This is a genomic window from Paenibacillus nuruki, assembly GCF_001721045.1.
Taxonomy (GTDB): domain Bacteria; phylum Bacillota; class Bacilli; order Paenibacillales; family Paenibacillaceae; genus Saccharibacillus; species Saccharibacillus nuruki.
Genome location: NZ_MDER01000024.1, coordinates 56374 through 82594, shown reverse-complemented (window position 1 = coordinate 82594; position 26221 = coordinate 56374). Strand labels below are relative to the sequence as shown.

The following is a 26221-nucleotide window of genomic DNA, read 5'->3' as shown; positions in this document are numbered from 1 at the left end:
ATCTATCATGCTTCTTCTATCGATCTCAAGCATTGTTCAATTGTTGCTTCATTGTCACTCTAGTACGTATCCATTTAGCCACTTCCATCAACAATACTGCTCCTAACGCAAGCCCTGTAGCTACAGCCCATTGCTGTACACCAAACTCTACAGGAATAGAGAAAATATCGCGTACCCCTGGAAGTAATGTGACTCCATATAGACACAGACATAGGGCTACTGCACCCAATACATATTTGTTGCTAAACAATCCTACTCCAAATGCGGTCTGTACATTGGAACGAGCAGCAAAAGTCTGGAACGTTCTTGCTAGAATCAATGTTGTAAATGCCATCGCAACACTCATTTCTGGTGAGTGTTGTAAACCGATATACTGTGACAAAATCACTGCAATACCGATCAGCACACCACGTGTAATCACAGCCTGCATCGTTCCACCTGCAAAAATACCTTCATTGATATCTCTTGGCTTCCGGCTCATCACATCAGGTTCTGCTTTTTCCATGCCTAATGCAATAGCAGGTAGAGAATCATTCGCTAAATTGATAAACAGTAATTGAATCGCTGTAAAAGGATTGATCCAATCCATAATCAAAGCGAACAAAATCGCTATAATCGCACCCAAGTTGCCTGCAAATAAATAGGCAATCGCTTTTTTGATATTATCGAATACTGTTCTACCTACACCTACTGCATTGACAATAGATACAAAGTTATCATCGGTCAGGATCATCGCTGCTGAATCTCTAGCTACATCTGTTCCGCTACCCATAGCGACACCAATATCAGCTTGCTTGAGTGCCGGTGCATCATTGACACCGTCTCCAGTCATAGCTGTAATCTTACCTTTTTTCTGCCACGCACGAACGATTCTGATTTTATTTTCAGGAGATACACGTGCATAGACAGCAATTTTCTCCAATTGATGATCGAGTTCCTGTTCAGACATTTGATCCAGTTCTTGACCGGTAACCGCAATATCTTGATCATCCATTAGACCAATATCTCTACCTATCGCTTGCGCTGTAGTTTTGTGATCTCCTGTAATCATTACTGTGCGGATACCTGCTTTTTTGGATTCTGCAATCGAACCAGCCACTTCTTCACGCGGTGGATCGATCATAGCGCTTAGTCCAACAAGGATAAGCTCCTGCTCATCCTCTATACCGACTTGAGTCTGATCATTAGGAATAATTTTGTATCCATACGCTAACACTCGCAAAGCACGATTCGAAAAGTCTTCGTTAGCAGTCTGCATACGCTCACGAATCTCGTCCGTTAGTGGAACGACTTTGTCACCTACAAATACTTGTGTACAGCGACCGATTAACACATCCGGCCCACCTTTAGTCAGCATTGCCTTTTGATCATCAAACATATGGATCGTAGACATCAGTTTACGATCGGAATCAAATGGGAGCTCACCTTGACGCGGAAATTCTTCACGAATTTCGTTGTAGTTTTTATTCTTTTTGTTACTAAAAGCGATCAAAGCGACTTCTGTAGGATCACCTAACTCTTTACCCTCATCATTGATATTCGAGTCATTACATAATACAGCGATATGCAGTAATCGGCGTTCGCCTTCCGACCATTGCTCAGGATCATCAGGGAAATCATCGGTACTTCCATCTGGTAAAAAATAATCAACTACCGTCATTTTATTTTGTGTTAAGGTTCCTGTTTTGTCGGTACAGATAACACTGGTAGAACCAAGTGATTCAACCGCAGGTAATTTGCGAATAATAGCATGTTGTTTTGCCATTTTATTGGTTCCAACAGACAACACGATCGTAACAATAGACGATAAAGCTTCTGGAATAGCTGCTACTGCTACCGCCACAGCAAACATTAATGCATTCAAGATAGCTGCCGTCATATCGACTACTTCATTTGAAAACCAGATCCGACCTGCTTCTACACCAAAAATAACGATACATAGCAGTAAAATAAATATACCTAACTTTTTACTAAAGCTTTCAAGCTTACGTTGTAGTGGTGTCTGCTTGGCTTCTGCACTTTCGATCAATCCAGCAATTTTACCTATTTCGGTATTTAATGCTGTTCCTGTAATCACAACTGTGCCTCGTCCATACACGACCAGTGAACCGCTAAACACCATATTGCGGCGATCTCCAATCGGCGCTTCTTCATGAATAAGATCAATATGCTTATCTACAGCTTCGGATTCTCCAGTAAGCATCCCTTCATCGACTTTGAGACTACCTGATTCTAGTAAGCGTCCATCCGCAGGTACATAATCTCCTGCTTCGAGAAGTACAATATCTCCACTGACCAATTCTCTAGCTTCGATACTTTGCTTTTTTCCATCCCGAATCACTTTAGCTTCAGGCGCAGACATTTGCCTCAGTGCATCAATCGAACTTTCTGCTTTACGTGTCTGTACAACACTGATAATCGCATTCAGTATTAACACAAAGAAAATAATAATCGATTCTACCCATTGCCCTAATATAAGTTGCACAGTTACAGCTGCTAATAATACGATAACCATGGGATCTTTGAAATTTTCTAAAAACAGCTTCCATGTTGGTGTTTTCTTTTTACCTTTGAGTTCATTGTATCCTTGCGTCTCAATACGCTGCTTCGCTTCTTGATTCGATAATCCTTGTGTCGAACTTTCAACTTCCTCAAGTACTTGATCGACTTCCTGACGATAATATTCCATTCCAACACTCCTTTATCTGTGATTACAGTCTGCTCTCTATTATGCCAATGTTGATATGTATCTTTTTAAATAACATATAACAACGGGTTTATACTCTTTTTTTACCCAAAAAAAGCTTGTATTATCTGCTTTTTATATGTACTTTTGGTGACAACTCAAAAAAGGAATCTGAACATCCTCTACCAAGCAGAATGCCAGACTCCTTTTTACAAAAACAGCATAAGTCGATATTGATATAGGATGATCTGATCTAAAAGAATCATTCTAATTCGTTTGTGTAGGATTCCATTGATCTGTTCCACCAAGTACCGTTTGGATAGTGATTGCTTTTGCCTGCTCATTGGTTAAGAATTTTGCCCATTTCACGCGTGCATTGTTGTTCGCTCCTGCACCTTTGCTTGCATATTCATAATAACGAGCTGTTGCTTCATTCGCTGGATCACGCCAGTTATCCCAACCTGTAGGTTGAATATGAGCTCCCATATCGGTATTGATATACGTCACTGCTGAATAAGGACGCCACGGTCTACCGAGGTATACTGATTGATTGGCTGTTCCACTGCTGGTCAGACGACTATTTAAAAAGACATAGCCATACTTCGTATCTGCACCTGTAGAAGCAGCAGTAACATAGCCTGAACCTAGACTATGAATCTGACATTGATCAAATACAGCTGTCGCCGATCCGAAAATAAAATCAACCGTTCCTTCAATATAACAATTTTTGAAATATTGCCTGCCTGTACCCGGTGTATAGACTGTATCTTGATGCCCTAGAAAACGAACATCGGTATAGACCGCTTTGTCTGCATTATTATAAAAAGCTACAGCTTGCCCAGCATTAATCCCTGCATTGTTGCGGAAAGTAATCGTTTTGGCTTGAAAATAATCGCCTTTGACCGTAGTACTTGCGCTATTGGTTGTACTTCCACTACTAGCATTGGTGGCATTGTAGCTAAGAATAGTCCCTGTCGTACTTTCTCCTTGTAATGTAATCCGGGGTTGAGTGATCGTTAATTTTTCAGTATACGTACCGTTTTTGATATAAATTATTTTCTGTTGATTATTGTTAGCTGGAATCGAATTGATGGCTGCTTGTACCGTTTGGTACTGACCTGAACCTTTCTGATCCACAACGATGGCTCCTGCCGGAATAGCCGCTGTAGCAGATGCTAATTCTGTAGAGCTGGATGAGGTTAGATCATTTACAGATGTAGAAGAGATCGTATTCGCCTCCGCAGAAGTTATCCCTACAATGGATAAAGATAAAGCAGTAACCATCGCTGTTGTTCCTAGCACTTTCCATGTTTTCATGCCAACACTCCTTCGAATAAAGTAAACTTTCTCAAAAAGATAACGCTTACATATTTAAGGATAACAACATTTCTTTCAACTAGGTTTCAGGTTCATAATACCTTTTATAACTTATTTTGGAAATATAAACATACAGAGATAATTGCCAATAAAAAAAACTACTCTTAACGAAAAGAGTAGCCTTTCTTTTTGAAGTTTAAAATAGTTATTGGATCTCTGCTTTGCTGATTGATCTACTATCATTAGATAGTATCTTAGACGATCAGATTAATTGCAATTGTTTGGCTTGTTCCTCGGTCAAAATAAACTGTTCATTGGCATAGGTATCATCATCTTGGTCCACACCGAACATCTTCATCACTTTTTCCCATATTCCTTTTTGAACAGCTTCTTCACGTGTAATAATAATTTTCATTGTATTCTCCGCCTTTGCTATATGTATATCGTCTTGCTTATCATTAAACCTTTCTCATAGTAGACTAAACGATTAGTATATAATCTCTGCTCTATTCGACTATATATGCACATAAATAAAACTCTCTATCGTCCCGCACTAATCAGCGAAAACGATAGAGAGCTTACAACTAACTTCATTTCTATCTTATTTATAAAAGCTTATCATGTTCGTACGTATTAGTACGGTTTAGCATCATGACCTTTTTCTTGGGCTAATTTGGCTGCTTTGTTGGCACGATGTAACGGTTTGTTCGAAGGATCAGCTTTAATTTTAGCTAATTCATCTGTTACACGCTGTGCATACTCCGTATCCGCTTGTTGTAGATTTGCAATAAATTTATCGCTAATCACATCAGCACATTGCGCTAGATTTGCTGCAATATTGGCTACTAGCTCATTACGTTCCCAATCTTCAAAGTTACGATACGTTTCTCCTGCTTGTGCAAAATCATTAGGACGATCTAGCTTCTGACGCATTAGATTCACATCATAATAATGAGGCTCATGATCAGCACCTGCTTTGGGAGCTTCTTTCAGACCACCCAGAGAAGAAGGCTCATAATTTACATGAGGATTCTGCTTCGGTGCTGTGTCTGGCTCATAACGCATTTGCCCGCCAGATTGGTTGGTAGCGACATTCGACTTCGGTGCATTAATCGGCAATTGCTGATAGTTCGCTCCTACCCGGTGACGCTGGGTATCCGAATAAGAGAATGTACGCCCTTGTAACAATTTATCATCCGAGAAGTCTAATCCATCTACCAGTACCCCAGTACCGAACGCCACTTGCTCGACTTCAGTAAAATAGTCTACTGGATTACGATTCAGTGTCATTTTGCCGACTGGAAGAAATGGGAATTGATCTTCTGGCCATAACTTGGTCGGATCAAGCGGATCAAAGTCCAGCTCAGGATGATAATCATCGCTCATAATCTGTACGCACAATTCCCACTCTGGATATTCTCCACGATCAATCGCATCATACAGATCGACTGTCGCATGGTTAAAATCTAACCCTTGCACTTGATTCGCCTGTTCTTGCGTTAGATTCTGAATCCCTTGTTCTACCGGTTCCCAGTGGTACTTGATCAATACGGCTTCTCCGTCTTTGTTGACCCACTTGTAGGTATTCACACCGGAACCTTGCATTTGCCGGTAGTTCGCAGGGATTCCCCATGGAGAAAAGAGGAATGTTGCCATATGTGTAGACTCTGGACTATTTGCCAGAAAATCAAAAAAGCGTTCCATATCTTGTACATTCGTAACAGGATCAGGCTTAAAGGCATGAACCATATCAGGAAATTTCAAAGGATCACGAATAAAGAATATTTTTAAGTTATTACCGACTAGATCCCAGTTACCATCTTCGGTATAGAATTTTGTCGCAAATCCGCGCGGATCACGTAATGTTTCAGGTGAATGATTGCCATGTACCACTGTTGAAAAGCGTACAAAAACAGGCGTTTGCTTTCCTTTTTCTTGAAAAAGTTTGGCACGAGTATACTTGGAAATAGGTTCATCGCCAGCTGTTCCATATGCTTCGAATACGCCATGTGCTCCAGCGCCTCGAGCATGAACAACACGTTCTGGAATACGCTCCCGATCAAAATGAGAGATTTTTTCTAAAAAGTTGTAGTTCTCTAGCGTAATCGGACCTCGATTACCTACGGTTCTTACATTCTGATTGTCAGTAACCGGATGTCCCTGACGATTCGTTAACGTTAATTCTTCTTCATGTTCACTTGCTTGCGGTTGCTTCTGATTATCGTCTGCCATGGATAGTCCGCCTTTCGAAAAAGTATGAACTTGCTGTATTCCAAATGAACAATAATACACAGGTGTACATCTTATCATTGCTTCTACTTTAGTCTTTTCCAAAGCATAGATCGATATCTTTGAAAAAGAATATAAGTATTACCTTTTTTTACCTGCATGAGCACATTATAAAACATTTTTTGTCTGAATAGTGTACTATTTTTAAATTTATGTCTGAAATGTGAATGAAGATATGATGAAGTTGGTAACGTTTGCTTTTCATTTTTAACTTCCTTATAATAAGAACAATCAGGCTATGGTGCCCCTTCCTTCTAATCCAATTGCAGCTTTATTAGGGACACCTGTTTCCTGATTTTTTTATTTGTTTTTGTATAACAATGGTTGGTGCTTACCCTATTAAGCGCTTAAGGAGTGAATATCGCCGATGGATCAATTTTCGATTTATTTACAACGTGAATTAAAAGTAATTTTACATACTCAGCAACAAGAATCTTCATTACCTGCTAATGTATTAGCTACAGCATTGACCAACTTAGAACCGCTAGGGTTTACATTTTCGCCAGCAGTATTAGATATATTAAATACATGGTCAGTAACTACTTTTACTGCGTGGTATAAGAAATTAGTGAAAGAACTCTGTGAAATGACAGGTTTTGAACGGAATTATCGGATGATGTACCCTCGATTCCCCGATCAAGTGATGCAAATGTCAGATGCACAGCTATACATAAACGCTCTTATTCATTATTGGACAGGCATATTACCTGAGAGTCATAGTACCCCTGAAGATGAACAACCGAAGATTATGCTATTGGATCAAGTCTCCTTACGTGTGATTCATTTAGGAACAGAAGAAGAATTTGCCCAAATATGTGAACATTTACTTCGTGCGGTCTCTGCACTTCCTGTAACAAGTCGTGAGCATTTGGTCTGGTTTGCGAATCATCAACCTCACTGGCAACAAAGTACACCTGATGTGATCCCTAATAAAGAGAATGCTGCTATCTTTATCGCAGCATTAATTTCTGCGGGTAAAATAGATAAAGACTGGTTACATACTCATGTGCAGACAGCTACCGATGTTTTGCGCATCGCTACTGCTTTGTCTAATGGGGATGTGAGTCTTGCAACAAATACTCGATTTGTTTCTTTTTCACGTGCTCAGCGGAAATTAATCCTAGCCTTGTTGGAAAATATCAGTAACCCGCTGGAAGATATGTTCCGTTATGAAGGCAGATGGATTCGATTAGGCGAAAGACTTCACCCGGGCGAATACCGTCAACATTTTCCACAAACAGCGATACATTTTGATGCTCTGCGCCATGGAGATCGTCCACAAACATTTTATTCCCAAGTGGAACAAGCTTTTGCTTCTCATCAGGATCAGCATATCTTAGAGCTATTAAGTCAGCGTCCAGGTGAATTTGTACGTCGTCTGGATCGATTGATTCGTAGTGGTGTTGATATGGAGGCTTTGTTGAATCGATATCGGATGATCGCTCCCGAAGTAGCCACACCTATTTTATTAAGTGTACTGGCTCATTTTGAAAAGCGTTCTTCTTCCTTACCTAGACGTCACTTTTTCCCAAAAGGCAATACAGCTAAGCTATTTGTATCTACTCAACCTCTTGTTCCTTTAACCGAACAGATAACGTCTTCGATTATTGCAGTCACAAAGCAAGCATTGATCGACAAATTTGCTAAACAGCCAGATCTGGGACAAATCTATATCGATCCTCAGTTAAAAAAACATTTTGTACCTTTAGGTGTACGTTCTGCTAGTAAGTCATTACGTACATTAACACGTGGTTCATGGATACCGCTGAATCAAGGCGATACCTTGCGCTTTTTTGTATGGTGGAAAGAAGGATGGGTAAATGATGTACATACGGATCGCGTAGATATTGATCTATCTGCTATTCTGTATGATGATCAATGGCAACGAATAGAGCATATTTCATATATGAATCTGCGTTCCGATCACTTTTTAGCGGCTCATAGTGGGGATATTGTTACGGCTCCTGAAGGGGCGGCAGAGTATATCGACTTGCATCTTCCTTCTGTCCGAGAATCGGGAGTGCGCTATATTCAGATGTCTGTGAATGCTTTTACATCACAAGTATTCAAAGATTTACCTGAATGTTATGCAGGGTGGATGATGCGTCAAGTGCCACAATCAGGTGAAGTCTTTGAAGCATCTACTGTGCAAAATCGTATAGATATTGCGGCTAATTCCCGTATCTGTATTCCAGTTATTGTCGATGTAGAACAACGTGAAATGTTGTGGACAGATATCGCTCTGGAGCATTATCCTGATGATGTTAATAATATTGCAACAAACCGGATGAGCTCTGCACTGATCGGACGAGCAATGACTGAATTGATTCGACCGAATCTGTATCAGTTGTTCCATCTTCACGCTGAGGCTCATGGAACATTGACTCCACATATTGAAGAAGCTGATATCATTTTCACAGCAGAGTTGGATCAGGATGCTTTGATTCGTTCGATGAACGACAAGACACTGTTACCCGATGCAAAAGTGATTAAGCCGCTAGATCAAGATCAGATTTTAGCTGATTTTTTATAATAAACGGTACTATGATATCTACATTTTGTATCAAAAATACCTTTGTGTACGTCTTATAAGTGTAGTGCCTGATGATTGCTTATTTGTACTCATAGGTTACTGCACTTTTATTCATTTCAACGATTCGATATGTATCACTCATATATGTCTAATCAAAAGGAGTACTTCATCATGTCTCTTAAACGAGTTACATTGCTAAAAGACAAAATCGTAGATTTCAATACCTATCCCTTTTCGCTTCCTCTTATTCAGCGTCTGGATCAGCTTCATTTCGATCATCCAGTTACTTTTTTTGTCGGTGAAAATGGGTCAGGGAAATCAACGCTTTTGGAAGGAATAGCGTATCAATGTGGATTTCATACAGCAGGAGGTTCGCGTAATAACAGTTATGAAGTCGATCAAGCCGAATCTGCTTTGGGGGACTATTTGCGTTTGTCATGGCTCCCCAAATTAACAAATGGCTTTTTCCTGAGAGCCGAATCTTTTTACCAGTTTGCTTCTCATATTGATGATGTAGACAGTATTAAAAATTATGGTGGTAAGTCTCTTCATCATCAATCGCATGGAGAATCATTTTTAACCTTGTTCACGCAAAAATTTACCCATGCGCGCGAAAAATCTATCTATCTCTTAGATGAGCCTGAAGCCGCTCTCTCTCCTGCCAGACAACTGTCTTTAATGAGGATTATTAAAGACCTTTCGCCACGCTCGCAGTTTATTATTGCGACCCATTCGCCGATTCTGCTCGGCTACCCTGATGCTGAGATTATCAGCTTCGATCAAGATCGGCTAGAGCCTATTCACTATCAAGATACCGACCATTACCAGATCACTAGACGATTTCTGGAAAATCCGAAAAGAATGCTGGATGAACTGTTCAGTGACGATGATTAGAAACATAAGTTTGCTTTATTCATCTTATCTATCTTCGAGGATATAGACCACTAATTCTAATATACCGAGCATATTAGCAATGATTAAGGTAAATAGACAGACTGTTCGCACCAGATCAACAACTCATTTCGTAAAAAATTCAACATAAAAAGCCTCTATAGTTCCAGCTTATAGAGGCTTTTTATGTTCCTAATTACAAGCTACAAGAACAATACCAGTCATCCCTGTAAGCTTGCTGACCCGACTAAATCACATCAAATTTCAAGCGATCCAACCTTGTATGCTGAATATACCATTGACCTTCGATCGCTACGAATGTCTCTTCGTAATAACCATACCCGTGAAAAGAAATATTTTCGCTTCCTTCTGGAAAGGTTACATAATCTTCCATCGGCGAGAAGACTTTCGCTTCGGTTGCGGAAATCATTTCAATTTCAGCACTATGTACCTGATGTACCGTTTCCGCAGGATGTACAAGGTCTTTGAACACTTTGACAATTGTATCTCGACCTTCTAATACAGGAATCGGATTGCCTTCTGTACTAAAATCAGCTACTGCATCCGAAGCAAATACACTCCCTAATTCATCCCACTTTTTCATATCAATCAGCCGACAATAACGAGATTTGGTATTACGAATGCCTTCATAAGCTAGCAGAAGTTCCATATCAGTCATAAACGAATATTTCATTATGATTCCCCTAACCGATTAATCTAATTCTAATCCTTTGGTCTCTTTACCTAGAAAAGCAACTGCCGCTACACCGATCAGAATCGTAACAAAAAAGATCGTAAAGATCGTACTAATAGCTACCCCTTTACCGACTAACATTCCGACTAGAAATGGAGCGATAACCCCGCCGACACGTCCAAATGCAGCAGCCATCCCTACGCCTGTTGAGCGTACTTTGGTCGGATACAATTCAGGGGTATACGCATATAATCCACCCCATGCACCCAGATTAAAGAAGGATAAACAAATACCAGCCATCAAAAGCGAAGCTGTTGTTGTCGCAAATCCGAACCAGATAGCACTAACAGCAGTCAGAATTAAGTACACAATCAATACAAATTTACGTCCAAATTTCTCAATAAAATAAGCCGCTGTAAAATAACCTGGCAATTGTGCCAATGTCATAATAAGCACGTACTCAAAACTTTTGATCAATGTAAAACCTTTCAATCCCATCACGGATGGTAACCACAAAAACATACCATAATAAGAAAACACAACTGTAAACCATAAAATCCACGCCATAATCGTAGTACGGCGATGTTCACTACTCCAGATATCTGCGAGTCCTTTTATAAAAGAAGCACGTTTGCCTGCTCCACCTTTAACAAACTTCGGTGAATCCTCAATCGCCCGGCGTAAATATAACGCATACAGCGCAGGTACAGCCCCTATAATAAAGCCCCATTGCCAGCCATATTGTGCGATAACAAAGTAAGCAACGACCGCTGAAATAATCCAACCGAGTGCCCAGAAGCTTTCCAGTAATACAACAGCTCGTCCGCGGTCTTGTACAGATACCGATTCAGACACCAGTGTAGAAGCTACTGGCAATTCTCCACCTAATCCAAAGCCTGCGATAAACCGTAACACTAGCAGTATGCCGAATCCTGTGGCTAGAGCAGATAACCCACTCGCAATAGAGAAGATCAACAAGGTCCACAACAAAATCGACTTACGTCCATAACGATCGGCTAGATATCCTGCTGTGGCAGCACCTACAGCCATACCAACCGAGTTAATACTGGTCAGATAACCGATTTGTTGCGGTGCTAGATTCCAATCTTTTGCCAGTGCAGCAGCGATAAATGAAATCATACCTACTTCCATCGCATCAAACATCCAGCTAAATCCAGCACTGACCAGCAATTTACGCTGTTTTGGATTTTGCAACATTTCTAACTTATTCATGCACTTTGCCCCTTCTTTCTCTGCGCTTGTACTTTTTGTTACATACTTTTCCAAACCCAATCTTCGTTCATTAGAGATGAACGGTCGGGACGATTATAACAGCGATCCTATTGATGTTGATCATTCTATGGAGATCGATCACTAACAATGGATGACCCTTTAGCTATCGTCCGAAGTGAATTTGGATTGTTTACGAATTCTATTATAACCAGATTCTCAGAAATATACCTCTCATCTTTTCATTTCAGACGCAAAAAACTTAAAATTTTTATTTTAATAAGCATTATTGTATTAACCGTCGATCAATTATGTATTAATTTTCCAATATATAGAATCGATTTGTAAAAATATTTTATACATAAATGAGTATCGTTTCTAATATTTAGAAATTAAAATTGGCTTAAGGATAATATCATTATCCAGACCACATTACAGGAGGAATATAATGAATATCAAGCATACGATTTTGGGGGTATCTTTTACAGTTATTCTAGGATTAACGGCTTTACCACAACAAGCATGGATGGCTCCTACCACTCCTGTTGTTGCTCCTTCTCCCGGAGCTTGGGCAACAGGACAGACGCCTGCCAACGTTTCTCCGAACAAGCCTGCAATTTTGTTTGTTCATGGTCTAACCAGCAAAGCCAATGTCTGGTATGAAGATAATAATATGTATGAGTATGCTTACAAAAATGGATATCAAACGGCTTTTATCAATATGTATGATATTACAGGTACACCGGAAGATATGTGGAAAGATGGAGAATTGCTTGCCGCCAAAATTCAAGAAATCAGCAAATACTTTGGCAAAAAAGTAGTCATTGTCGCTCATAGCAAAGGCGGAGTAGATACTCAATCCGCATTGGTACGTTACAATGCCTATCCTTACGTTTCTCGTGTCATTACACTCAGTACACCTCATCACGGTTCTCAATTAGCAGATCTTGCTTATAGCAGTTGGGCTGGATGGCTTGCCGATCTTGTTGGATCACAAAGTCCGGGTACCAGTTCACTTCAGACCTCCTATATGGATTATTTTCGATCTGAAATGGCAAAAGACCCTGATGTAAACAAAGTTCCTTTTTACACAATGAGTGGTAACAAATGGTCGGGTTCTGGTAAAGCTTCATATACTTTTGGCGGTTCATACTTATCGCTGTTCGGTAGTAACGATGGTGTAGTGACTACAGATAGTGCTCTATTGCCCGGCGCAACTTTGATTCAGTCCGGAGCTTGGAATCATAAAACAGTACGTACAGGTTCATCCACATTTGATCTGTTCAAATCATATATCGGTACTCTTCCTGCCGCTGTAGCCAGTCTCAAAACACCTGCTTCTGTTACAGAAAACACCTATCAGACCCAGCCATCGGTCACCAATCCAACTATGCCAAGCCGTTCACAATCGACTCCTCCTGTCGATCCATATAACGTGACCTCTGAAGACGGTCATGGACAATATTATATTCGGGGCGGAGAACATCAAGGTGTAGCGCATGAGACATTAACTGTAGAAAACAATGTTAAAACGATCTCGATCGATTGGCTCAGTGATCAACCACTAACTGATTTACAATTCATTTCACCAAGTGGGAAAAAGCAAAATATTAACGTACAATCGAATCCAGATGATGAATTTTTCCCAGGAGCTTATCATCAGATCGCTACACTACAGCAACCTGAAGCAGGAGAATGGAAAGTACAAGCGACCAGTGCAAGTAAAGGTGCTTATCTTATGACTGCTGTGTATACACCGGGTGCAGAGCAAGCAGAACTGAAAACTAACCTTAGCAATAATCAGTTACGTATGAACGTCAATACCGAAGGTCTAGACGAACAACGTACTCACCTGAATTACACGGTGAACTATTATCATCCTGATGGTACTAAGCTTGCACCACCTACCGAGCGTGCTAACCGCTCAATGACTACTCAAGAATCGGTAACTACACCTGTAGCGAATACTCCTTCTATTTATGTCGTTACAACCGATATCGATGGATATACAGAAGCAGGTTACCCGTACCGCCGTACTCTTGTAAAATCTGTTTATGTAGATGAGCAAGGCAATACGTATAGTCAGTAATACAATCGTGCTTCAGTTATCCTATTTAGAACCGATTGTGTAAGGTATCATTAAAGAATATTGTATTACATGATATGAAAAGCTCAACATCGAGAGTATTGCTCTTGTCGATGTTGAGCTTCTTTTTTTATATCTATTTAAATTAATCGTATTACCCTGATCTAAAGCATGATATCAGTAGTCTATTCATACCTAGTCCTTAGCTATTTATTGCAGCCTGCATCCTGATAAAATGTTTAATCTAAGGCTATAGCTTGAGGTTGTCTTTGGTGATACGTATAGATCGACTGAAATCCACATTGTTTCGCCAACGCTATCGCATCTGCTATACCTGCTCCTGTATGTTCTACAAAGTGAGAATCGGAACCAAGTGTGAGTAACTCTCCACCTAACTGTCGATATAACTGCAATACTTCTGAAGAGGGAAACGATTGATCGACCCCACTTCGCCAACCTGATGTATTAATCTCGATACCAATATTGCGTGCAATCGCTGTTTGCAGTATCGCTTCAATAACTTCTTGATGATCTTCTAACTTGTAATTGCCTACCGTTCCTACTGCATATCTTTTTAATAAATCCAAGTGAGCCATCACATCAATATCTGCACACTCTACCATTTTTAATACTTCTTTAAAATATAGATCATAATGATTAATACCTTCTTGCGCTAGAAAAAGTCTTAATTTACGCTCATCCATATTGTGTACAGATCCTAGAATAAAATCGAGTGGTTGATTAGCTAATACTGCTTGATACTGTGTCTGCATATGATGAGGTTCACACAATTCAATTCCTATTTTAATCTTCAACTGCCCTGCATATCGCTCACGAGCGTTTTCAATCTCATGTATATAATGTTCAAAATTCAAATGCCCGTACGTAGGCAGTACTGGATTAACTGCATAATGTTCTGTAAAACAAATCTCTTGGATGCCACATCGTACCGCTTCTGCACATACTTCATTCATAACCGCCTGTGAATCAAAAGAATGATTTGTATGTACATGGTAATCATAGATCATCGTCATGCTCCTTCTATTTTATTCTGTATCGTCATCAATCCAACGCACAAAAAAACTGTTCTTCTTCTACCGTAGCAGAAAAAGAACAGTCTGTATATTTATAGCTTACTTCGTTAATGTGCTAGATTCTTCTGCATCTTTAACCGGGAACCAGCCTGTCATTGTCATAATAGAATTCCACAATGGATCTGGAACAACCAAACGATCTTGGTCTTGTTTAGTCAATGAATAATCGATTTCAGACTCACGACCGGATTCTACTTTTTCAACCCAATCCGGATCTACGATCAATTCACGACCAAGTGCTACTAGTGGCGCACCTGTATTGATAACATTTAATGCATCCTCAGGTGTGTTAACAGCACCTACACCGATTACTGGAACTTTAGCGCCTACACGTTCTTGAATAATTTCAAGACGAGAACGTTTGTCATCTACACCACGACGTGGAGTCGAAGCATATTCCATTAGAGATACGTGCAAGTAGCTCAAGTTTTTCTCAGCTAATGCATCGATTAATACCAATGTATCTGCCATTGTGATCCCAGGAGTTTCTGGTTCTTCTGGAGAGAAACGGTATCCTACAATGAAAGGTCCTTTAGCATGTTCTTTTACTGCGCGTTGTACTTCGTCCACTACTGCTAATGGGAACGTTAGACGTTTTTCTAAGCTTCCGCCCCATTTATCTTCACGACGGTTCGCATGTGGAGAAAAGAATTGTTGCACTAAGTATCCGTTTGCGCCATGAATCTCTACGCCATCGAATCCAGCTTCAATTGCATTCGCTGTTGCTTTACCAAAATCAACAATAATATCGTCGATTTCTTGTGCTGTCAATTCACGAGGAGCTGGAGCTTCGCTACCATCATTTGTGCGATCTGTTGCGATTGCACTTGGAGCGGCTACATCACCATTAACCAATTCAGCCGGACTTAGACGACCTGCATGAAAAATTTGCAAAACAGCTTTAGCACCATTAGATTTCAATGTTGTTGCTAATTTGCGTAGACCTTCTGTAAATTCAGCACCTGTAGCACCAAATTGATTTTGGAAACCGATACCGCCTTTAGTTACATAAGCAACAGCTGTTACAGCCATACCTACGCCACCTGTGCGACGTGCATAATATTCAAGCTCTGCATCAGAAACAGTAGCATCTGTATTAGAAGAAAAATGTGTCATAGGAGCAAGAACAATACGGTTTTTTAATTCAATACCATCATTCAGTTGGAACGGTTCAAATAAAGATTTATATTTTGTATTCAAGGCTATCTCTCCTATTCTCTATATCGTACCTGTTATTATTTAATGTGACTATATATATTATAGTAACCAATTCAATTTTATGCAAGTAATATACTAAAAATAATTAAGTATACTAACAATACCTATTACTACAGTATATTCCTTTCTGCACAATAGGTATTGTTAGTTAATGTTGAAGCACTGTTTAAGATTGAGAAATCGTTTTGCGTTTGCTATTTACTGGAGAAGCTTTGGCTTTCTCTTCTTGCTTCTCTGTCTTTTTGCGTGGGGGTTCTTTTAAGAAGAAGATTAAAATTAATGCTAATACAGATAATCCTGAAGCTACTAAGAACGCCATATTCGTACCATGAATCAACGCATTTTCAGTGCTATTTCCTAATAGAGCAGATGAAGAACTAGCATTGGTCAAAATAGTAATTAACACCGCTGTTCCGATCGATCCACCAACTTGACGTAACGTATTGTTCATCGCAGATGCGTGAGATAACAAATGGGTAGGCAATTGATTCAGACCTGCTGTCGTTACTGGCATCAATACCATTGACATACCGAACATCCGTAGTGTAAACATAATCGTGATATACGTAATCGATGTAGTTGATGTTAAGAAAGCAAATGGAATCGTTCCGCCTGCCATCAGGATCAATCCTATCGTACTGATGACTTTAGCACCGTATTTATCAAAAATACGACCTGTGATTGGCGACATAATCCCCATCAGAATCGCTCCGGGTAAAACAATCAATCCTGAATGTAGAGCTGTCATATGACGAGCATTTTGAATATATAAAGGCATCAATGTGGATGCACCAATCATCGCTGTAAATACAATCACTGTAATAATCATTGAAACTGTAAACACGCGATCTTTAAATACACGGAATTCCAATAATGGTTCTTTTAATTTGAACTGACGAGTGACAAATAGATACAGACTGACTACACCGACTAGAATACTAATAATCACTGTAGGATCATTCCAGCCTTTAGAAGCGCTACTGAATCCGTACAATAGACCACCGAATCCTAATGTAGATAATGTTACTGAAGTCATATCCAATTTCGGATTTCTCAATTCACTTACATTTTTGAGGGCAAAGATAGCTATCACAAGGTCGATCACTGCAATCGGTAAAATAATGTAGAACAGTGTACGCCATGAGTATGAATCAACAATCCAACCGGACAGTGTAGGTCCAATCGCTGGTGCAAATGAAATGACCAGACCGATCATCCCCATGGCTGCTCCCCGTTTTTCTTTTGGGAAAATCACTAAAAATACAGTCTGCATCAGCGGCATAATAATACCTGCTCCTGCTGCCTGTACAACACGACCGACTAACAATGTACCAAAGTTAGGCGAAACGGCTGCAATGAGTGTTCCTAACGCAAATAAACCAACAGACGTAATAAATAACGCCCGTGTTGAAAATTTATCGATTAAGTACGCTGTCACTGGAATCATAATCCCGTTGACGAGCATGAAAATTGTTGTTAACCATTGAGCAGCTGTTGCATCAATATTAAGATCGCTCATAATATGCGGTAATGCTGTTACAAGTAGGGTCTGGTTCAATATCGCTACAAATGCACCTGCCAGCATAATAGCGACAATAAGCGTAATATTTAATTTCGGCTTATTCGGTGTTGAAATATTATCCATGTTTCTTTTCCTCCCATGTTGCACGATATACATGTTGTAGTTGAGCAACTTCCTGCTGAAGCTCTTCCCTTTTCTGTAAATATGCGATTAATGCTTCAATCATAAAGCTTTGCGGTATGACTTTTTTACGTTCCGTGTTTAATCGTTCGGTAGCGGCTATCAGATCCGGGCGAATCGATTCAGGTGAACGTTGATGAATCGCTGTACTGAGTTCACGTATGATTTTGCGCCATTCACTTTCGCCAAAATACTTATGTCGTACATCTGGGTCAGACAAATCAAACTGCTGTGCCATTTGTTCGGTAATCAGTGGTGTTCGATTCAGATGCTTTTGAATCATGGCTTCTAGACTTTCTACAACAAATTCAGATAAAGCAGACAGCTCAAAATTCGTATTTTTGTTCCATCGTAATAAAAACATAAATTCTTTGACGATTCCTTGCATGCACAAGGATAAGTCCCATACAATCGGTTCTACCTTATCTCCAAATGCCTGAAGAATCGCTTCCTTCTGCCAGTTCAACATCGTACGCTTGAATTGCAACATAGCTGCCCGAATTTGCGCACTCAATTCAAGAGGCATTGTCTGATTTAACACCAAGAAAAATTCATGCTTTAAAACAAACTCTTGAAACTGTACCACTAACTTCTGGGTAAATTGTTCTTTAGGTGATACATGATCTTCAAAATGTAATCGATTAGCCGCTAGCAAAATTTCTTCATGCATTTGCTTCACAATGTGTAACAAAATATCTTCTTTAGATTCAAATAATTTGTAAATCGAAGCTTTGGACATATTGCACTGCTCTGCAATATCCTGCACCGTTGTTGAGAAATAACCTTTTTCTGCAAACAACTGACCTCCAGCGATAAGGATCACGCGCTTCCGTTCTTCTACCATAATCAATAACCTCTTCTGCACTATACTTTCACACATTTAACCCCTATTAAAACGCTCAAAAACTTTCTAGTACTCACGAAACTCTCTAGTTCTTATACTTACTATTTTATACCCCGTTACGTTTGAAGTCAATCTTCCTACCTATAAATTATGTAAAATTGTTCATAAAAAGATTTAAAGTGGATGTGATTAGCCATCTACTAGCAGATGCTCATATCTGTTAACATAGCAAAAAAAGACAGCTTCTACAGGAATATCGTAGAAACTGTCTTTTTGCTTAACTCCATATTAAAGCTGTCCATATTGAGATATAGCAGTACTTTTTATTCGTTTAAAGCTTTTTCAAGCGCTGCTAGATTGGTACGCATAACAGATACATAATTTTCACCAGCAGATGTTTCTGCACTGGTTAATCCTTCTAAAGGATTCAGTACATCGGTTTTGGCACCTATTTCATCAGCGATCGTTTTAGCAACATTTGAAGAAACTAGCGTTTCGAAGAAAATCGTTTTAACATCGTTTTGTTTCGCAAAATCTACGATTTTCGCCATCGCTTCTGCGGATGGTTCTTGTTCAGGAGAAAGACCTGCAATCGGTACTTGAGTTAAGCCATAATCATGAGCAAGATAAGCAAATGCCGCATGTTGTGTAATAAAGTCTTTACGTTTCACTTTAGAAAGACTTGCTTTGTATTCAGCATCTAACTTCTGAAGTTCTGCAATATAAGCATCTGCATTTTTTTTGTAATCAGCTGTGTGATCTGGATCAAGTGTTGTTAGAGCTGTCTCAATATTGCGAACTTCAGTCTGTGCTTGAAGTGGAGATAGCCACACGTGAGGATCAAGAGATCCATGATCATGACCTTCTTCTGTCGCATGATCAGCTTCTTCTGCATGACCTGCTTCTTCGCCTTCATGCTCTTCTTCTGTGCTCTCCATCATTTGAATACCTTGACTGGCTTCGACTAATTTAGGGCCACTATCGCCTAATGTATCTTTCACTTGATCGATCCAAGATTCTACACCGCCACCGTTGTAGACAAGCATATCTGCATCTGTCATTTTAGCAATATCTTGAGCTGTCGGTTCCCAATCATGAGGTTCTGTACCTGCTGGTACTAACACTTGTACATCTGCAAGATCACCAGCAACTTTAGACGTAAATTCTTGCATCGGATAAAAGCTAGTCACGATATGCAGTTTCTTACCAGTCGTTGTTGAAGCAGTATTACCGTCTGTCGTAGGTGATGCTGAATTCGAATTATTACCGCAAGCAGCAAGTAATGTACTCATACTTAACAAAGCGATCAAAGGCAGTGTTACCCAACTCTTCTTTTTCATATTCATGTGTAATCTCTCACCTCTCCTAGTCCACTCTTATTTTTATATTGATCATAGATGTTGATGAAGCTTTATCTTTTATTCAAAACTTGTGTTTTGACTTTGCTGTTTTGTTCACTACGATTTTGACGTTGCCAGAATCGACGACTATCAATATCCGGCGCATATCCATCGTTTTTGTTACGATTCAGACGATAATAGATACGTTGGATACCCATGCCTACTAATAAGAATGTTAGCAATAATAGAGCCACTGTTGCTCCTGGAGGCGTGTTCACATAATATGAAGTGGTTAATCCTCCAAACATACCGATCAGACCAATAGCTACAGCAATCACTAGCGCTGAAGTAAATCCTTTGGCAAAGCGAAGAGCTAATGCCGCAGGTAAAGCCATCAATGCAGAGACTAATAACACTCCTACAATTGGCATTGCCGCAGCTACTGTCATTCCTGTTAATACTGCAAACGTCTGCGATAACCAGCGTACATGCGTTCCACCGATCTGAGCGGTTTCTTCATCAAAAGTCAGATTGTACAGTGGTCTTCTCATCGTGACCCAGTAAATAATAACCAGTGCAAATACGGTTCCGATAATCCATAACTGGGTGCTACTGACCGCAACAATAGAACCAAATAAATAAGAGCTGAAGCTACGGGTTAGTGATGAACTCATACTCATCAATACCAGCGCAAGCGCCAGACCACCGGTCATAATAACAGCGACCGATACTTCACCATAACCACGGAAGTTCCGTCTGAGTCGTTCGATAATCAATGCTCCTAATAAGGCAACAATAAATCCGCCAATAGACGGATTAAAACCAAGTACAGCACCGATCGCTACACCTGCTAGAGATACGTGAGAAAGCGTATCAGCCATTAATACCTGTCTACGCAAAACCAGATATACGCCAAGCAGTGGAGCGATGACAGCAATCATTCCTCCGGCCCAAAACGCGCGCTGCATGAACTCGTAGTCAAACATGCCCATCCTCCACCCTCCTCTCTCTCCAAACGAATAATACGATCCAAATATGGTTCTGCTTCTTCAAGTCCGTGTGTAACCATAACTACTGTACGTCCATGCTTTTGTACATGATGACGCATTAATTCATAAAATCCTTTACGACTTTCCAAGTCCATTCCTGTTGTAGGCTCATCTAGAATAAGCACATCAGGTTCTTGGGCAAGCGCACGTGCGATACAGACACGTTGCTTCTGTCCACCAGATAATTCCCCGATCTTACGATCACGAAGTTCCCACATGCCTACAGCTTCAAGAGATGACTGAACTAACTGCGCTTGCTGAGCACCAAAACGTCTAAATAATCCAAGATTCATATGACAACCGGAACGAACTAATTCATAGACCGTACTCGGGAAACCGCTATTAAATGAGGATACTTGTTGTGGGACATAACCGATCACGGGTTTGGACCCTTTTTCATTACGCTTAATCTGTACTTGTCCACTCCAAGGTTTCAATATACCAAGCAATAACTTGAGTGAAGTGGTTTTGGCAGCACCATTGGGGCCACTTAAAGCCAAAAATTCATTACTATATATTTCCATCGACAACCGATTCACTACCGGCTCACGATCATATCCAAAAATAACGTCTTGCATCGAAGCTAATAACAAGATATAGCGCTCCTTCCATTCTTTCCGTTCTTATCGTAATTTTTACGAATACCACCTGAATAACTTTACTCCTATGCTATTCCTCTTGTCAACCTATTTAAACAAAATAATTACGATTTAGGTTTTTTAGTGAATATGACTATATTTATATTAGCAAAACGTAAAAAAACAAGCTTTACTTCTACCTTAGAATGATGCTTTGTTCGCATCAGGCAGTTGTAAAGCTTGTTCTTGTATTTCAATGTATTAAATGAATTATTGTTTTAACAAAGAGAAGATAATTCGAGCATTGTCTGTATTATCGATCAGACCTGCAAATTGTTCTTTTTGTGGGCCAAAAGCATACACAGGCACATCTTCACCTGTGTGTCCGCCTGTTGTCCAACCTGTAAAGGAACGTGTATCAAAAATCTTCTCAATCGCATTATCAATCGTAGTTACATCTTTTTTCACAGCTGCTTTTTGTACCGATTGAATTTCAGTTGCTGTTAAAGGAATAGAGATATATTTTCTCAGTGTACTTTTCACATTTGCACCTTTAGCAATTTCATTTGCCATAAAGTCAGGTGTGCGTTTAGCTGCTTTTAACGATTCTACTTTGAAATTATACTCGCCACCAGCACCCAGAGTCATTCCACCTGTAGAGTGATCTGCTGTCGCTACCACTAAAGTTTCGCCATCTTTTTTCGCAAAGTCGATAGCCGCTTGATACGCTTTTTCAAAATCGCCCATTTCGCTCATCGCTCCGACAACATCATTATCATGACCTGCCCAATCAATCTGACTTCCTTCTACCATTAAGAAGAATCCTTTGTCATTTTGATCTAGACGTTTGATTGCTGCATTCGTCATTTCTTGTAAAGAAGGAGTTTTACTTGTACGGTCAATGGCTTTATCCAATCCACCTGGAGCGAACAAACCTAACAATTGATTACTATTATTGTTCAATAGACCGTTGCGATCTGTCACATAAGAATAACCTGCTTTTTTAAACTCTTCTGTCAAATTGCGGTCTTTACGTACGAAATAATCTTTACCTCCGCCAAGCAATACATCTACTTTATGCTTACCGTTGATCATCTCATCAAAATAATCGTCTGCAATCCCTGCCATATTTTTACGACTCGGATCATGAGCACCAAAAGCTGCTGGTGTCGCGTGAGTAATCTCAGAAGTTGCGACAAGACCGGTTGATTTGCCGTTTTCTTTCGCTTGTTCTAGCACTGTTTTGACGTTGGATTTGTCATTATCAACCGCTATTGCTGCATTGTATGTTTTGACACCACCAGACATCGCTGTTGCCGCTGAAGCTGAATCTGTAATATTTTCAGAATCATCATCAGGGTATGTTGTCTGTGCACCTACAAGATATGCATCGAATGCTGTTTTTTCTACTGCTTTGGTTGCAGGGTTATCTTTGAAATAGCGATAAGCGGTCATATAAGAAGGCCCCATGCCATCGCCAATTAGAAAAATAACATTTTTCACTTTAGCCGGTTGATTCACTTCTGTGTTCACATCGTCTTGTGCAAGTGCAGTCTGCGCCACTCCACTTGTCAAAGTAATTCCAGCCAGAGCTGCAATTGCGATCATTTTTTTCATTGTTTGTTTCATTTGTTTGTAAATCCCCTTTTTTTATAAATTATAAAATATATGTATCAACAACCATATTCACTATACCGATCATTTGTGAATTCTAAACCCTTTGAATATCAACTCTATGTAAATTCATATAAACAGCAAAAAAACGCTATCTTGTTAACGATAGCGTTTTTGGATATTTCTTTATTGTTGAGCATTTTTTTATTCTTTAAGCGACAAAGAATTGTAGCATTATCTTAACTCTCGATGGTGTACAAACGGGAACTTTCTTCCCAAATTTCGCCTTGCTCCAGACGAAATAGTCCTTTTTCATCATCTGGAAGATCCACATTAGGTGCATTGACTAGATTGGTCTGTGGCTCAGGGCAGATAAATTCGCCGCATGCGATATTGTTCCAGATCATCCAATGCTTATAAGCCGTTCCGACATCATAGACTAATTTCACACCTAGACGAGTATCTGTGATTTCTGTAAAGTTACGTCCACGTTGTGGCACAGCTGTATAATGGTTATCTGCTTCTTCGCCTGAAGGATTCGCTCCACCGTTTTGGAATTGCTCTTCCCAAGTAGATAGTGGTTGGAATTCACCTGTCGGTAACATACGCTCTGTCATCTGGTAACGCTTACCGATCGTTGCTTTGAAAGACATATCTTCTGACTTACTATCCGGTGCAAACGGAGCATTTAATGCAGTATGGAAAGCAAGCATAACTGGCATATCTTCTGCACCATCATTACGAATTTGAATTTGTTGCAACAACCCTTCTGCCGACAATGTATATTTTAATTTCACTGTAAACAAATGCGGGAAATATTTATATACTTCATGATGCTCATCGACACTTACACTAAGTAAGACTGAACTTGATTGTGCATTAGCTTCATATACATCCACATTCCAAGGAATGGTATGCAAAAATCCATGCAAATGATTATGCGTTTCAACTTCATTAATCGGGAATGTGTACGTTTTACCATTCCATGTAAACGTTCCATCTTCATAACGGTTCGGTGGGAAAAGAACGGGAATCCCATTGACACCTGGATTGGCTCGAAAAGCATCCATTTCATTTTCTTTCGGTTCACGTAAAAAGCGATATCCTTTTTCATTATCACGATAAGCAATCAGATTCGCTCCTATTGCTGGCAATACAATCGCTTCTTGCCCTGCATAAGTAAGTACAATAGCAGGTTCTCCTTGATAAGATTGTTCGGAAGCGCTAGTAAGATTAGACATGAACAAATTCCCCTTTTCTTATAGTAGGATAGAATATCAGATATTCACTTCGCAAAAATCATTTTTGATTTTACTAGATGATGTCGCGTTTTTACTGCCAAACGCTTACGTAAGATATTTTGCTTTGCAAAAATCATTTTTGGTTTTACTAGAAAATATCGCATTTTTATTGCCAAATGCTAGACAAGGCGGATTTTTTCTCCGCGTTTGGCGGATTCTAGACATGCGGCGATGACTTTGGTATTGCGGATTGCATCTTCCGGGCTATAAGGTAATGGAGTTCCATCAATTACAGCTGCGGCAAAAGCATCGACTTGAAGAGCAAAGTGATTAGCCACTTGTACATTTTCTCCGCGCTTGCCTTCATCGGTATAGATGACGACTTGAGGTTCATCTTCACTGTCATTGCGTCCAAAAGCATATGGTAATTTAATACGCCCTTTGGTACCTACAATTTCTAGAGCACAGCTTGGATATGCCCACATTCCACATTCAAAGGTTAATGAAGCCGAACCTGGAAATTCAATCAGACCGGATGCCATCATATCGACATGATCATGTTTAGAAGAAAAGAATCCTTGTACGGTTACAGCTACAGGTTCAGACCCGAAATACATACGTGCAGCAGAGACAGGATAGACACCCAAATCATATAATGAGCCGCCACCCATTTCACGGCGATATCTTACGTTATCAATATCTTCTGCATTGTTAGATGTAAATCGTCCATGCATCGAACGAATCGTACCAATCTCGCCGGATTCAATAATATCTCTGACACGTGCATGCTTCGGATGGTAACGATACATAAATCCTTCGGCAAATAACACCCCTGATCTACGACATACGTCCACCATTTCAGCCGCTTCTTGCGCATCCAGTGCCGCAGGCTTTTCACATAATACATGTTTGCCAGCTTCTGCTGATTTGATCGTCCATTCTTTGTGCAAATGATTCGGCAATGGAATATACACGGCATCAATATCAGGATCAGCTAATAACTCTTCATAGCTACCATAGGCTCTTGGAATATTGCACTGTTCGGCTACTACTTGCGCCAGTTCTAACGAACGACTTGCAATCGCTAATGTTTCATTACGTAACGATTCATGAATAGAAGGGATGACGGCGCTTACAGCAATCCCTGCGGTGCTCATAATGCCCCACTTTAATTTACGTTCAGTCATGATTGTATTCCTTCCCTTCGTTTTAAATTAAATGATTTTAACTTTCCGGCAAGGAGTTTAACTCATTTCTACACTATATACCCATTTGTAGTTATTTGTAATTGTCTGTGGCGGCTTTGGTGAGCATTCCGATACATCGGTCCAGATCGACCTTTACTTGTTTCTTATACAGATTCGCTTTCTCATGCCCATCATCTGTAAAATGATAAATAACAATCTCCTGAAAATCGACTTTGGGATCATTACCTTTTAATTGCTTCGTCCGGTAAAGTACACCATCATGCACCAATTCGTGCAAAGCTCGATAAATTTCGCTCTGTGGAGGAGAATAACCAAACGACTCAAATCGTGCTTTCATCTCTTCAAGCATCTCATATCCATATCCATGATGTTCTTCAACCATAGAAATCAGATACAATTTGATAAAGGCTCGTTGTGCAATCATAAACGCCATTTTCTCGTCCCCCTTCTGCATACTGGTGTGTGACCCGTTATCCAAAGGGTTATCCCATCAGAACATCTGTCCATGTTCTATTATATGAAATTTTCACTGGTTTGAAAAGTTAAGCAGTCTTTAATGACATAACTAGAGATCGTGGTGTTGGAATATAGCCATTAATACGTGATT

At 39.9% G+C, this 26221-nt stretch carries 20 protein-coding genes; 3 read left to right on the top strand and 17 right to left on the bottom strand.

The window, feature by feature from the left end:
* Window positions 1-25: 25 nt before the first annotated feature.
* The 4 genes from PTI45_RS02265 to PTI45_RS02255 form a co-directional block, all read right to left on the bottom strand.
* Complete coding sequence (locus PTI45_RS02265) at window positions 26-2689, bottom strand: cation-translocating P-type ATPase (RefSeq protein WP_069325911.1); 2664 nt, start codon at window positions 2687-2689, stop codon at window positions 26-28.
* A 264-nt stretch (window positions 2690-2953) separates the two neighbouring features.
* On the bottom strand, window positions 2954-4003 hold the full coding sequence (locus tag PTI45_RS02260) for a pectinesterase family protein (protein WP_245703394.1): 1050 nt from the start codon (window positions 4001-4003) through the stop codon (window positions 2954-2956).
* 262 nt (window positions 4004-4265) lie between these two features.
* Window positions 4266-4418 (bottom strand): hypothetical protein, encoded by a 153-nt coding sequence (locus PTI45_RS24010; RefSeq protein WP_175425103.1) that lies wholly within the window; start codon window positions 4416-4418, stop codon window positions 4266-4268.
* Window positions 4419-4636: 218 nt separating this feature from the next.
* On the bottom strand, window positions 4637-6235 hold the full coding sequence (locus PTI45_RS02255) for a catalase (RefSeq protein ID WP_069325910.1): 1599 nt from the start codon (window positions 6233-6235) through the stop codon (window positions 4637-4639).
* A gap of 424 nt (window positions 6236-6659) precedes the next feature.
* Between PTI45_RS02255 and PTI45_RS02250 the strand changes: the two genes are divergently transcribed.
* Both PTI45_RS02250 and PTI45_RS02245 read left to right on the top strand, forming a co-directional pair.
* Window positions 6660-8825, top strand: a complete 2166-nt coding sequence (locus PTI45_RS02250; RefSeq protein WP_069325909.1) for a TerD family protein — start codon at window positions 6660-6662, stop codon at window positions 8823-8825.
* Between the two features lie 171 nt (window positions 8826-8996).
* A complete protein-coding gene (locus PTI45_RS02245) occupies window positions 8997-9719 on the top strand; it encodes an AAA family ATPase (protein WP_069325908.1) in 723 nt (240 codons plus the stop codon).
* Between the two features lie 244 nt (window positions 9720-9963).
* On the opposite strand, the gene PTI45_RS02240 is transcribed toward PTI45_RS02245, so the two are convergent.
* Together PTI45_RS02240 and PTI45_RS02235 are read right to left on the bottom strand one after the other, a co-directional pair.
* Window positions 9964-10410 (bottom strand): nuclear transport factor 2 family protein, encoded by a 447-nt coding sequence (locus PTI45_RS02240; protein WP_069325907.1) that lies wholly within the window; start codon window positions 10408-10410, stop codon window positions 9964-9966.
* 18 nt (window positions 10411-10428) lie between these two features.
* Window positions 10429-11643, bottom strand: a complete 1215-nt coding sequence (locus PTI45_RS02235) for an MFS transporter (RefSeq protein ID WP_069325906.1) — start codon at window positions 11641-11643, stop codon at window positions 10429-10431.
* 445 nt (window positions 11644-12088) lie between these two features.
* Between PTI45_RS02235 and PTI45_RS02230 the strand changes: the two genes are divergently transcribed.
* Window positions 12089-13729, top strand: a complete 1641-nt coding sequence (locus PTI45_RS02230) for an esterase/lipase family protein (protein WP_069325905.1) — start codon at window positions 12089-12091, stop codon at window positions 13727-13729.
* A gap of 236 nt (window positions 13730-13965) precedes the next feature.
* Here PTI45_RS02230 and PTI45_RS02225 read toward each other — a convergent pair whose 3' ends face one another.
* From PTI45_RS02225 to PTI45_RS02175, 11 genes are all read right to left on the bottom strand, one after another.
* Window positions 13966-14754 carry a histidinol-phosphatase HisJ family protein gene (locus tag PTI45_RS02225; RefSeq protein ID WP_069325904.1) on the bottom strand — a complete coding sequence of 263 codons (789 nt, stop codon included), beginning with the start codon at window positions 14752-14754 and terminating at the stop codon, window positions 13966-13968.
* Window positions 14755-14859: 105 nt separating this feature from the next.
* The gene (locus tag PTI45_RS02220; protein WP_069325903.1) at window positions 14860-16020 is read right to left on the bottom strand and encodes an NADH-dependent flavin oxidoreductase; all 1161 of its coding nucleotides are present in this window, start codon (window positions 16018-16020) and stop codon (window positions 14860-14862) included.
* A gap of 184 nt (window positions 16021-16204) precedes the next feature.
* Window positions 16205-17683: an MDR family MFS transporter gene (locus PTI45_RS02215; RefSeq protein WP_069325902.1), complete on the bottom strand. Its 1479-nt coding sequence runs from the start codon at window positions 17681-17683 to the stop codon at window positions 16205-16207.
* The gene (locus PTI45_RS02210; RefSeq protein WP_069325901.1) at window positions 17676-18584 is read right to left on the bottom strand and encodes a TetR/AcrR family transcriptional regulator; all 909 of its coding nucleotides are present in this window, start codon (window positions 18582-18584) and stop codon (window positions 17676-17678) included. The genes PTI45_RS02215 and PTI45_RS02210 overlap by 8 nt, the downstream gene beginning before the upstream one ends.
* Before the next feature lie 323 nt (window positions 18585-18907).
* Window positions 18908-19930 carry a metal ABC transporter substrate-binding protein gene (locus PTI45_RS02205; protein ID WP_069325900.1) on the bottom strand — a complete coding sequence of 341 codons (1023 nt, stop codon included), beginning with the start codon at window positions 19928-19930 and terminating at the stop codon, window positions 18908-18910.
* A 65-nt stretch (window positions 19931-19995) separates the two neighbouring features.
* A complete protein-coding gene (locus PTI45_RS02200) occupies window positions 19996-20916 on the bottom strand; it encodes a metal ABC transporter permease (RefSeq protein ID WP_069325899.1) in 921 nt (306 codons plus the stop codon).
* Window positions 20862-21566 (bottom strand): metal ABC transporter ATP-binding protein, encoded by a 705-nt coding sequence (locus PTI45_RS02195; protein ID WP_069325898.1) that lies wholly within the window; start codon window positions 21564-21566, stop codon window positions 20862-20864. The genes PTI45_RS02200 and PTI45_RS02195 overlap by 55 nt, the downstream gene beginning before the upstream one ends.
* A gap of 255 nt (window positions 21567-21821) precedes the next feature.
* Window positions 21822-23180, bottom strand: a complete 1359-nt coding sequence (locus PTI45_RS02190; RefSeq protein ID WP_069325897.1) for an alkaline phosphatase — start codon at window positions 23178-23180, stop codon at window positions 21822-21824.
* A gap of 224 nt (window positions 23181-23404) precedes the next feature.
* The gene (locus PTI45_RS02185) at window positions 23405-24406 is read right to left on the bottom strand and encodes an aldose 1-epimerase (RefSeq protein WP_069325896.1); all 1002 of its coding nucleotides are present in this window, start codon (window positions 24404-24406) and stop codon (window positions 23405-23407) included.
* 179 nt (window positions 24407-24585) lie between these two features.
* Complete coding sequence (locus PTI45_RS02180; protein ID WP_069325895.1) at window positions 24586-25593, bottom strand: Gfo/Idh/MocA family protein; 1008 nt, start codon at window positions 25591-25593, stop codon at window positions 24586-24588.
* A 91-nt stretch (window positions 25594-25684) separates the two neighbouring features.
* Window positions 25685-26047 (bottom strand): replication termination protein, encoded by a 363-nt coding sequence (locus PTI45_RS02175; RefSeq protein ID WP_069325894.1) that lies wholly within the window; start codon window positions 26045-26047, stop codon window positions 25685-25687.
* Between the last annotated feature and the right edge of the window lie 174 nt (window positions 26048-26221).

Bases quoted from the DNA above. Each gene is read 5' to 3' on its own strand.
- PTI45_RS02265 (WP_069325911.1), bottom strand. From the start codon at position 2,689: ATGGAATATTATCGTCAGGAAGTCGATCAAGTACTTGAGGAAGTTGAA.
- PTI45_RS02260 (WP_245703394.1), bottom strand. From the start codon at position 4,003: ATGAAAACATGGAAAGTGCTAGGAACAACAGCGATGGTTACTGCTTTA.
- PTI45_RS24010 (WP_175425103.1), bottom strand. From the start codon at position 4,418: ATGAAAATTATTATTACACGTGAAGAAGCTGTTCAAAAAGGAATATGG.
- PTI45_RS02255 (WP_069325910.1), bottom strand. From the start codon at position 6,235: ATGGCAGACGATAATCAGAAGCAACCGCAAGCAAGTGAACATGAAGAA.
- PTI45_RS02250 (WP_069325909.1), top strand. From the start codon at position 6,660: ATGGATCAATTTTCGATTTATTTACAACGTGAATTAAAAGTAATTTTA.
- PTI45_RS02245 (WP_069325908.1), top strand. From the start codon at position 8,997: ATGTCTCTTAAACGAGTTACATTGCTAAAAGACAAAATCGTAGATTTC.
- PTI45_RS02240 (WP_069325907.1), bottom strand. From the start codon at position 10,410: ATGAAATATTCGTTTATGACTGATATGGAACTTCTGCTAGCTTATGAA.
- PTI45_RS02235 (WP_069325906.1), bottom strand. From the start codon at position 11,643: ATGAATAAGTTAGAAATGTTGCAAAATCCAAAACAGCGTAAATTGCTG.
- PTI45_RS02230 (WP_069325905.1), top strand. From the start codon at position 12,089: ATGAATATCAAGCATACGATTTTGGGGGTATCTTTTACAGTTATTCTA.
- PTI45_RS02225 (WP_069325904.1), bottom strand. From the start codon at position 14,754: ATGATCTATGATTACCATGTACATACAAATCATTCTTTTGATTCACAG.
- PTI45_RS02215 (WP_069325902.1), bottom strand. From the start codon at position 17,683: ATGGATAATATTTCAACACCGAATAAGCCGAAATTAAATATTACGCTT.
- PTI45_RS02210 (WP_069325901.1), bottom strand. From the start codon at position 18,584: ATGGTAGAAGAACGGAAGCGCGTGATCCTTATCGCTGGAGGTCAGTTG.
- PTI45_RS02205 (WP_069325900.1), bottom strand. From the start codon at position 19,930: ATGAATATGAAAAAGAAGAGTTGGGTAACACTGCCTTTGATCGCTTTG.
- PTI45_RS02200 (WP_069325899.1), bottom strand. From the start codon at position 20,916: ATGGGCATGTTTGACTACGAGTTCATGCAGCGCGCGTTTTGGGCCGGA.
- PTI45_RS02190 (WP_069325897.1), bottom strand. From the start codon at position 23,180: ATGAAACAAACAATGAAAAAAATGATCGCAATTGCAGCTCTGGCTGGA.
- PTI45_RS02185 (WP_069325896.1), bottom strand. From the start codon at position 24,406: ATGTCTAATCTTACTAGCGCTTCCGAACAATCTTATCAAGGAGAACCT.
- PTI45_RS02180 (WP_069325895.1), bottom strand. From the start codon at position 25,593: ATGACTGAACGTAAATTAAAGTGGGGCATTATGAGCACCGCAGGGATT.
- PTI45_RS02175 (WP_069325894.1), bottom strand. From the start codon at position 26,047: ATGGCGTTTATGATTGCACAACGAGCCTTTATCAAATTGTATCTGATT.